This window comes from Marinomonas epiphytica (genome assembly GCF_054780655.1).
Genome location: NZ_BAAGVX010000004.1, coordinates 199,981 through 208,482, shown reverse-complemented (window position 1 = coordinate 208,482; position 8,502 = coordinate 199,981). Strand labels below are relative to the sequence as shown.

The window sequence follows — 8,502 nt, the reverse complement described above, 5'->3', positions numbered from 1 at the left end:
GCCGTAATGCGCCGTGGGTGCGAAGCGCCCATATATCCGACCAAATTGCGTTGGTGTAACATGAGGGCTACGCCCTCGGCTGTAGGGCGCCGTTAGGCCGAAGGCCGTAATGCGCCGTTGGGTGCGCAGCGCCCATGATTGAATCAACTTACGTTGCTGTAACACGAGGGCTGCGCCCTCGGCGTCAGATTCGCTTCGCGAACCGTGACCTACAAATCACCCAAATTCCATGTTGATTATGCGTTGTCAAATGTAGGGCGCCGTTAGGCCGAAGGCCGTAATGCGCCGTGAGTGCGCAGCGCCCATGATTGAACCAAATTGTGTTGGTGTAATACGAGGGCTTCGCCCTCGGCGTCAGATTCGCTTCGCGAACCGTGACCTACAAATCACCCAAAATCCATGGCGATCATGCGCCGTTGGGTGCAAAGCGTCCATATAACCGATATTGAACATATCGGTTGTGGTTATCCATTGACTTGCGCCTGCCTCGTACCTTGACATGTTAGCGTAAATGCACCCCCTCAACCTATTATTGGATTTATACGAGGGTTTCGCCCTTGGCATACGCATAAAACCAATATTGTTTGGGATACTTATGTTAGTCGCTATATCTGTTACTAGCTAAAAATAATGCACTAGGGTCAGCTTAGATGTTTCCTCGCTTAGACTGCTTTGTTTTTGATGTTCATACCCTGTGCGTATTTGCCAGTCACTATTTAATTTCATTGCCCATTCAATTGAGCTGATGGTTAACTCATTGCGGTGTTTATTAATATCACCTAAGTATTGGTATGAGGTCAGAATTCTGTGTGTATTACCAGAGTAAAGCCATTGTAGTTGTGGTCCTAATTGTATTTGGTAACCTTTATCATAATCACCTGACGCGGAAGCCCTAGCATTTCCCATCATTGTAAAAAGGTTTTTACCAATTTTGTACGTAACACCTGCTCCTCCTTTAATTCGAAAAACAAGCTTGTCATCTAACACGAAGTCACGAGTTAATGACGCATTAACTTGCCATGATTTTGGTGTGATTAGTGGGTTTGCTGGAGCAAGTGAACGAATATTGATAAAGGCTAGCTCGTTTAGTTTTACGGTTTCGTCTTTTTTAAAACCAAACTTGCTACTAAACATCGATAATTCCGCTCCTTCTAAATACCCACCGGGTAAATCTAAAATATCATGGTATGAGGGGCGATATTCGAGCTCTGTGAAAGTTTTATGATCATTTTCCCCAAGGCTAAGGCCTAGCCTCTGGGTGCTATGTCCTTGATCATCACGTACTTGTGGTGTTGGAAGTGGATCAAATACGTTTTCTTCATTGTAGTGACTCCGTAATGAAAGTAATTTAATAGAACGTCGGTTTAAATAGCTTAAAGTGGATTTTTTCCTAGCAGATAGATAACGGCTGTACTCGTAGGCGACTTCTAGTATTTGGGCTTGCTCAATGGGTGTAAATGCTTCTAGAGGTTTGAGGTTCAAATGCTCATAATCAACTAAGCTTTTGACGAGATCTATTTGAGTTTTCTTTAGCTGGCTGAGCATGTAATTCATACGGTTTATCACGGAAGCTCGATATTCAACTTCAGCAATTGCGTTTGCCTCTTTTAGTTGTCGGATTGTATCAGCAGGGATAGCCCAGAAATTAAAGTTTTGAGTTGTGTTTAAGCGATCGCTGCTAGCATCTAGCATAGCGAGCAGTTGGTATGAGCAGTTCTCTGAAAAGAAATAATATTCAATGTGAACATTTCGAACTTCCCATACATGGCGAATAAATTGATCTACCTCTGCTTGGTTAAGGTCTAGCTTATATTCCCAAATATCTCGACTTTCTAAGAAATTATACTCTTTTACTTTTTCATAATAAGGTGTGACTGAGATAACACCAGGGTAACCACCAGTTAGGCCTTTATAGCTAAATACTAATTGGTTGTCATTCGGATCAGCGTTAGCGGCATAGTTCACCGCATAATCTAGTAGTGGGGATTGATTCCCTTTTTTCTTAACTCTAAGTAGAGTATGGCCATACATGGAAGATGGGCTGTTTAAGTACGCTGCAGGAAATATAAGGTAGAGGCTTTCACCATCAATTTTACCAAACCAGTCATCAAATTCTTGGCAATGTCGTGTGGGTAAGCTTAGTTCTAAATTTTGCTTTTTTAGCCAAGCGAACCTTGCTGGATAGCGGCATTGGGCTGCAACTTGATCTGATGTTGAGCTAGCTTGATCTTCAAATGCATTAATTGTGGCTAGCAGTTCCGCTTTTGGGTTGATTTTGCCCTGCTCAGACAAAAAGAAATCGGGGTCATCTATTTGACTCTCGTTTGGTGCAATGAGGCCAACTTGGTGGTAGTGCAGTAGATCTAGCCAAGTTCGATTGCTTGCCAGTTCGTCCAGCTTTTGTTCCGTTATCGCGTAGGCTTGGAAAGTAGTGAAAAACAAGCAGTATAAAATCCATTTTTGTATAAATTGCGGGCGCATAAGAGCTAACTATATTGATTTCTGAGTTGGGGGAGGGATACAAATAAGGTATAGCAAGTTGCTATACCTTATTAAAAGTACTAACGAAAAAAGTGGCTAATTAGCCTAAGTATTTAGTTAGTTCTTGGTTGTTAGACAAAACGTCTACAATACCTTCGTAAGCTGTTTCTGGTGTTACGTCTGCAGAAGCAAAAATTTGATCAAAGTTTTGCTTTAGCTCAGTATTAAACAACTCTTGGTCTTTAGATTCTACACCCATCAAAGAAGCTAGAGCATTTAGAGTTTCGCCATTGCCTTTAGCTACATCCACTGCTAATGGCTCAAGGTTCTCGTTAATAAACATAGCTAGGCCTTCAGCTAGAGGGCCATTTGCATCTTCACAGCCTAGCGTTCCAGAAGTCATACCAAAAGTCTGGTTGCCAGATGTACCGTTAGTAGTTGCTGCCATTACGTGCTCATACCAAGCGTCTGCATCTTTAAAAATGACCTCAGAACCAAGACCACAACCCGCTGGGCCATGACCACCTGCAGCGAAAGAAGTAACAGACATACTAGCAAGAACAACAGAGAGTGCTAACTTTTTCATATAAATCCCTTATAGAAATGTGTAAATTGTGTCAGTAAAGACACATTAATTATAAGAAAGTGTTTCAATATCTACAATGTTCTTATGTTCTTTTAGCTACTAATACTCGAACATGGGTACTCACCCAATGAAGTCTAAAGTAAGTACAAGTCTTTTATGACCTGGCTTGGGCTTTGGTGAACGATGTACCAGTCCAGCGTTTTCATTACCTAGCCAATTCTCGCCCTTTAATAAGGCGACATCCCCACATTCAAGTTGTTGAATGCTACTTAGCTCTGGGAATAGGCCTGACTCCTGATCTGGTAGACCCTGGCTACCTCGGCCAAGTTTGTCTCGGTTGACGAGGTTATGAGGTAGCCATTCTGTTGCTACGCCATACAGGGTACTCACGAGCCTGCAGGGCACTTTATCAACGTGAAACCTTGGACACATCGCTTTTTCTAGCGCTTCTATGCGTAAACCTACACGTCGCAATTCGAATAAGCAGCAGAACATGTCGACGAGCTCTGCAATCGTATCACTAAGACCTGGAACATTGTGATGTTTGAAGCTGTCCTCTAGAGACGCAAGAGCGCTTTCAGGTGTTACCGTCATTGAGGCTTTGAAGTAAGGTTTCTCTTCTAGCAATACGGCTAATGAGGCGGTTAAAGCATCAGGAAGTTGTCTCTTCCAAACCACCATATTGATGTCAGGGTTATAGATATCAGTAAGAATTGAAGGTTCTAGACCTGATATCCCATAGCGAGTTTTAGAGATTGTTTGATCCGTCTGCGCTTGTGCTAGGCTTGTCATTAGGCTTCCTCCCATGCAGGGAATGGATCGTTAAAGTTGGCCCAATGTTGTTTGCCGGCTAATAACTCTTCATCATTTAACAAGCATTCATTTAAAGCGGTGAGTGCTTTGTCTTTATTCAAATTTTGTCCAATAAAAACCATTTCTTGGCGCATGTCTCCGAAAGGTTCTACCCATTGTTCTTCAATCGAGGCCAGACTTTCTTTGTCTGTTGGCCAGCTTTCTTTGGGGACAGCTTTCCAGAACATACCGCCAAAACCATACCGAGCTATGCCCCCAGCTTGGTTCCATTGGCCAGCAAACTGAGGGCGTGATGCAAGCCAGAAATAGCCTTTTGAACGGATTAGTTTTCCGAACTTTTCAGTATTATGTAGGAGATCATAGAATCGCTTTGGGTGAAAAGGCCTGCGCGCAATATAAGTAAAGCTTGCGATGCCATACTCTTCTGTTTCGGGAATATGCTCACCGCGCATTTCTTTCAGCCACCCTGGGGCTTGCTGAGCCCTTTCAAAATCGAATAGGCCAGTATCTAAGATGGCATCTACGTCGATTTCCCCATTATGAATAGGGATGATGTCAGCATGAGTATTCAGTGTTTTGAGGATGGCAGTTAAGCGCTGAACCGTCTCTTGATCCACTAAGTCCGTTTTGCTGATAAGGATGACATCGGAAAATTCTACTTGGTCAACTAATAGATCAGCCACACTTCTCTCGTCCTCTTCGCCCAGCGATTCTTCTGTTTCCTGAAGGTACTTGGCTTCTTCGTAGTCTTTAAGAAAGTTAACTGCATCTACTACAGTGACCATGGTGTCTAAAGTTGCGAGCTCTGATAATGAAACACCATTTTCGTCTGCGAACGTAAAAGTCTCAGCTACCGGTAAGGGTTCAGAAATCCCTGTCGATTCGATTACTAAGTAGTCAAATCGCCCTTCTTTAGCCAATTTGTTGATTTCAAGTAAAAGGTCTTCTCTTAATGTGCAGCATATACAGCCATTGCTCATTTCAACCAACTTCTCTTGGCTGCGATTTAATGAGACTTCATTATTAACAACGGCGGAATCAATATTGATTTCGCTCATATCGTTAACTATAACTGCGACCTTTTTGTCTTGTCGGTTGTTTAAAATGTGACTTAAAACGGTGGTTTTTCCTGCCCCAAGAAAACCAGAAAGTACAGTAACGGGTAACTTTTTTTGTGGAATATGTTGCATGATAATCTCTCTCTATTGCTATTTACGTTATAACATAACAGGTTGTTCAGTGCATTATCTGGTGGCTATATTAGTTAACTATATTCTAGCGGCTCAGTTAGAAGGAGGGAGTTGAAAGCGCAAGTGACCAGAAAATAATTATATGGGATACTTTGAATTTATATTTGTATTACAAAAATTATGAGCTCTTCATTTTTACGAAAAAATGCAGCGATTGCTTGGCCATTAGCCTTAAATGGTTTGTTAATGCAGTCCATGTTGATGATAGATACCCTTTTGGTTTCTCCCCTAGGAGAAGTTCCGTTAGCGGCAATGGGATTGTCCACTGCCGTGTTAGCCTTTATGTTAGGTGTCCATATGGCTCTGGCGAACGGCAGTCAGTTGGTTCTGAGTCGGGCTGTAGGTTCTGGGCTAGATAAAAATATAGCAGTAAACTTTTGCTCAGGACTGGTTATTAATGCCTTTGTAGCATGTGTGTTTCTATTGGTGTTAGCCCTCTTTAAAGAAAGCCTTATTATGCGCTTGTCAGGTACGTCTGATTTAGCGGCTCAAACTCACAGGTACCTCAATATAGCGTTTGTTTTGATTCCGCTAACTGCGTTAACGCAAATGATGATTGCTCTATTGAATAGTCAGGGAAAGAGCCGATTGGCATTATTTGGCTATCTCTTAGAATTACCTGTGAATGTTGTACTTTCTTATTGCTTTATCAATGGTGATATTTTTGGGCTCGAACTAGGAGTAGCGGGGGCTGCGTTAGGCAGTGCTGTAGCAATGTTATTTCGGCTTTTTTACTTAACTTTTTTTGTGTTAAGGGGAAAAGTTAATGTCCTGATGGCTATGAGTATTAGTGGTTTTACAAAAAACCTTAAAAAACATGCAAATGAGGTGTTCCCTGTCGCAGCTAATATTACCATTCTGCAAATTGGCATGAGCGTTTACCAGCTTTTATACTCCCAGTTAAGCGTACACTCTTATGCAGCGATCATTATTATCATGCCGTGGTTAAGAGGTGGTTCTCAATTTGTTGTGGCATGGGCGCATGCGGCTGCAATCAATTTAAGCCAGATAATTGGTGCTAGAAATCTACAGGCCTTACCGACAAGTGTAAATAAAAGCATTCAAATAGCGGTGTGTGTGTCTTGTGTTTGTGCTTTTTTGTTTGCTGTATTGAGTGTATTTCTTCCAAGCTTTTACCCAGATTTAGAGCAAGAGACCTACCTGGCGTTAACGCTAATCGCACCTTTATATATTTTTCTTCCCATCGTGCGAGGTTATAACACGATACATGGTAATGTACTGCGCTCTTTAGGACGGACAACAGCCGTGTTTAAAATTAATTTTACCGGCCAGTGGTTGGTGTCTATCCCTTTATGCGCTGCACTAATTTTATATTTTGATGTTTCTATTTTTTGGGCGTTTGCGGTTCAGCCTTTTGAAGAGGTGGTTAAAATGCTGCCTTTCAGGTGGCTGGCTCGAAAAACCTTGCGAGACTTTAATGACGATAAATTAACCAAGCTCATGTTCTGAGCTAAGCAACGGACCAAAAAAAACGCTCCGAGTAAAGCTGGGAGCGTTTTTAATAGGGCGGTTGCAGTGTTATTCGTCTAAGAAGCTTCGTAAGTGTTCAGAGCGGCTTGGATGACGAAGTTTACGCAGTGCCTTAGCTTCAATTTGACGAATTCGCTCGCGCGTTACATCAAACTGCTTACCCACTTCTTCGAGGGTATGGTCGGTATTCATATCAATACCGAAGCGCATTCTAAGGACTTTTGCTTCACGGGCTGTTAGGCCTGCTAACACAGTTGTTGTGGATTCTCGTAAGCCTTCAATGGTTGCAATATCAATGGGTGACTCTGCACCATCGTCTTCAATGAAGTCGCCTAGGTGTGAATCTTCGTCATCACCGATAGGGGTTTCCATTGAAATAGGCTCTTTAGCAATTTTTAGGACTTTACGGATCTTATCCTCTGGCATATCCATACGTACTGCCAATTCTTCAGGAGTCGCCTCACGGCCCATTTCTTGAAGCATTTGACGAGAAATACGATTCAACTTGTTGATGGTTTCAATCATATGAACCGGAATACGTATCGTTCTAGCTTGGTCGGCAATTGAACGCGTGATCGCTTGACGAATCCACCAAGTTGCATAAGTAGAGAACTTGTAACCACGGCGATATTCGAATTTATCAACCGCTTTCATCAAGCCGATGTTGCCTTCTTGGATCAAGTCCAAGAATTGAAGGCCACGGTTGGTGTACTTCTTCGCAATGGAGATTACCAGACGTAGGTTTGCTTCTACCATTTCTTTCTTAGCACGACGTGAACGAGTTTCCCCAATCGATATACGACGGTTGATCTCTTTCAATTCAGCAATGGTTAAACCACAATCTTTCTCTACACCACGCAGTTTACGTTGGCTACGCATGAATTCGGCTTGATTTTCTTCAAGACCTGCGGCGTAGTTTGCACCAGAGGAGATTTGTTCTTCTAACCATTTCTGGTTCGTTTCATTGCTTGGGAAGCGTTTTAAGAATTCAGTACGAGGCATACCCGCTTTACGAACACATACCTGCATGATCAAGCGTTCTTGATCACGTACTTTAGTCATGCGTGAGCGTACTCGTTCAATCAGATCTTCAAAGATTTTTGGAACAAGTTTTATTGGGGCGAAGCTAATGCTGAGCTCTTCTTGTTTTGCTTTCACTACGTCATCTTGGCGTGAGTGAGTTTCAAGCAACACTTTCAATTCTTCATAGATTCGAGATATTTCGTTGAAACGTAAAGCAGTTTCTTCTGGATCTGGGCCGCTCTCTGTTTCTTCTTCCTCTGAAGAGTCTTCGTCATCATCGTCATCTGATTCATTTTCTTCGATGATTTCTTCTTCTTCGGTTTCTTCGAAGACAGGTTCTTCGCCATCACCATCAATGAAGCCGCTAAAGATATCGCTCAAACGGCCTTCTTCTTCCTGTACCTTTGCATAGGCATCAAGTAAGACATCAACAGCACCAGGGAAGTAGGAAATGGCCGCCATGACCTCACGAGTACCTTCTTCGATACGCTTAGCAATGGCTATTTCACCGGCACGGGTTAGTAGCTCAACCGTTCCCATTTCACGCATATACATACGAACTGGGTCGGTTGTGCGAGTTACATCACCTTCTACAGCGGCAAGAGCTGCAGCCGCTTCTTCTGCAGCGGCTTCATCCGTTGAGTCGCCTTCTTCCATAAGAAGACTGTCTTTATCGGGTGCAATCTCAGAAACTGTGATGCCCATGTCATTGATCATGGCAATAATTTCTTCGACTTGTTCCGGGTCGGAAAGGTCATCAGGGAGATGGTCATTGACCTCGGCAAAAGTTAAGTAACCTTGTTCTTTACCTTTGGCGATCAGCTCTTTGAGACGTGACTGTTGAGTGTCTGGCATTCG

At 42.8% G+C, this 8,502-nt stretch carries 6 protein-coding genes; 1 reads left to right on the top strand and 5 read right to left on the bottom strand.

Annotated features, from left to right (window positions below):
* Positions 1-621: 621 nt before the first annotated feature.
* The 4 genes from ACYVGZ_RS02865 to zigA form a co-directional block, all read right to left on the bottom strand.
* Entirely contained in the window at positions 622-2,481 is a 1,860-nt protein-coding gene (locus tag ACYVGZ_RS02865; protein ID WP_460750935.1) for an Lnb N-terminal periplasmic domain-containing protein, read from the bottom strand.
* Positions 2,482-2,581: 100 nt separating this feature from the next.
* Positions 2,582-3,067 carry a DUF3015 domain-containing protein gene (locus ACYVGZ_RS02860; protein ID WP_460750932.1) on the bottom strand — a complete coding sequence of 162 codons (486 nt, stop codon included), beginning with the start codon at positions 3,065-3,067 and terminating at the stop codon, positions 2,582-2,584.
* A 120-nt stretch (positions 3,068-3,187) separates the two neighbouring features.
* Positions 3,188-3,859, bottom strand: coding sequence for a DUF1826 domain-containing protein (locus ACYVGZ_RS02855; protein ID WP_460750928.1), 672 nt, complete (start codon positions 3,857-3,859; stop codon positions 3,188-3,190).
* Positions 3,859-5,070 (bottom strand): zinc metallochaperone GTPase ZigA, encoded by a 1,212-nt coding sequence (gene zigA / locus ACYVGZ_RS02850; RefSeq protein ID WP_460750926.1) that lies wholly within the window; start codon positions 5,068-5,070, stop codon positions 3,859-3,861. The genes ACYVGZ_RS02855 and zigA overlap by 1 nt, the downstream gene beginning before the upstream one ends.
* A gap of 180 nt (positions 5,071-5,250) precedes the next feature.
* Between zigA and ACYVGZ_RS02845 the strand changes: the two genes are divergently transcribed.
* The gene (locus ACYVGZ_RS02845) at positions 5,251-6,600 is read left to right on the top strand and encodes an MATE family efflux transporter (RefSeq protein WP_460750923.1); all 1,350 of its coding nucleotides are present in this window, start codon (positions 5,251-5,253) and stop codon (positions 6,598-6,600) included.
* 69 nt (positions 6,601-6,669) lie between these two features.
* Here the strand turns inward: ACYVGZ_RS02845 and rpoD are convergent, their stop codons facing one another.
* Positions 6,670-8,499, bottom strand: a complete 1,830-nt coding sequence (gene rpoD, locus ACYVGZ_RS02840; protein WP_460750921.1) for an RNA polymerase sigma factor RpoD — start codon at positions 8,497-8,499, stop codon at positions 6,670-6,672.
* Between the last annotated feature and the right edge of the window lie 3 nt (positions 8,500-8,502).

Coding starts and splice junctions, on each gene's coding strand:
- ACYVGZ_RS02865 (WP_460750935.1), bottom strand. CDS start 2,481: ATGCGCCCGCAATTTATACAAAAATGGATTTTATACTGCTTGTTTTTC.
- ACYVGZ_RS02860 (WP_460750932.1), bottom strand. CDS start 3,067: ATGAAAAAGTTAGCACTCTCTGTTGTTCTTGCTAGTATGTCTGTTACT.
- ACYVGZ_RS02855 (WP_460750928.1), bottom strand. CDS start 3,859: ATGACAAGCCTAGCACAAGCGCAGACGGATCAAACAATCTCTAAAACT.
- zigA (WP_460750926.1), bottom strand. CDS start 5,070: ATGCAACATATTCCACAAAAAAAGTTACCCGTTACTGTACTTTCTGGT.
- ACYVGZ_RS02845 (WP_460750923.1), top strand. CDS start 5,251: ATGAGCTCTTCATTTTTACGAAAAAATGCAGCGATTGCTTGGCCATTA.
- rpoD (WP_460750921.1), bottom strand. CDS start 8,499: ATGCCAGACACTCAACAGTCACGTCTCAAAGAGCTGATCGCCAAAGGT.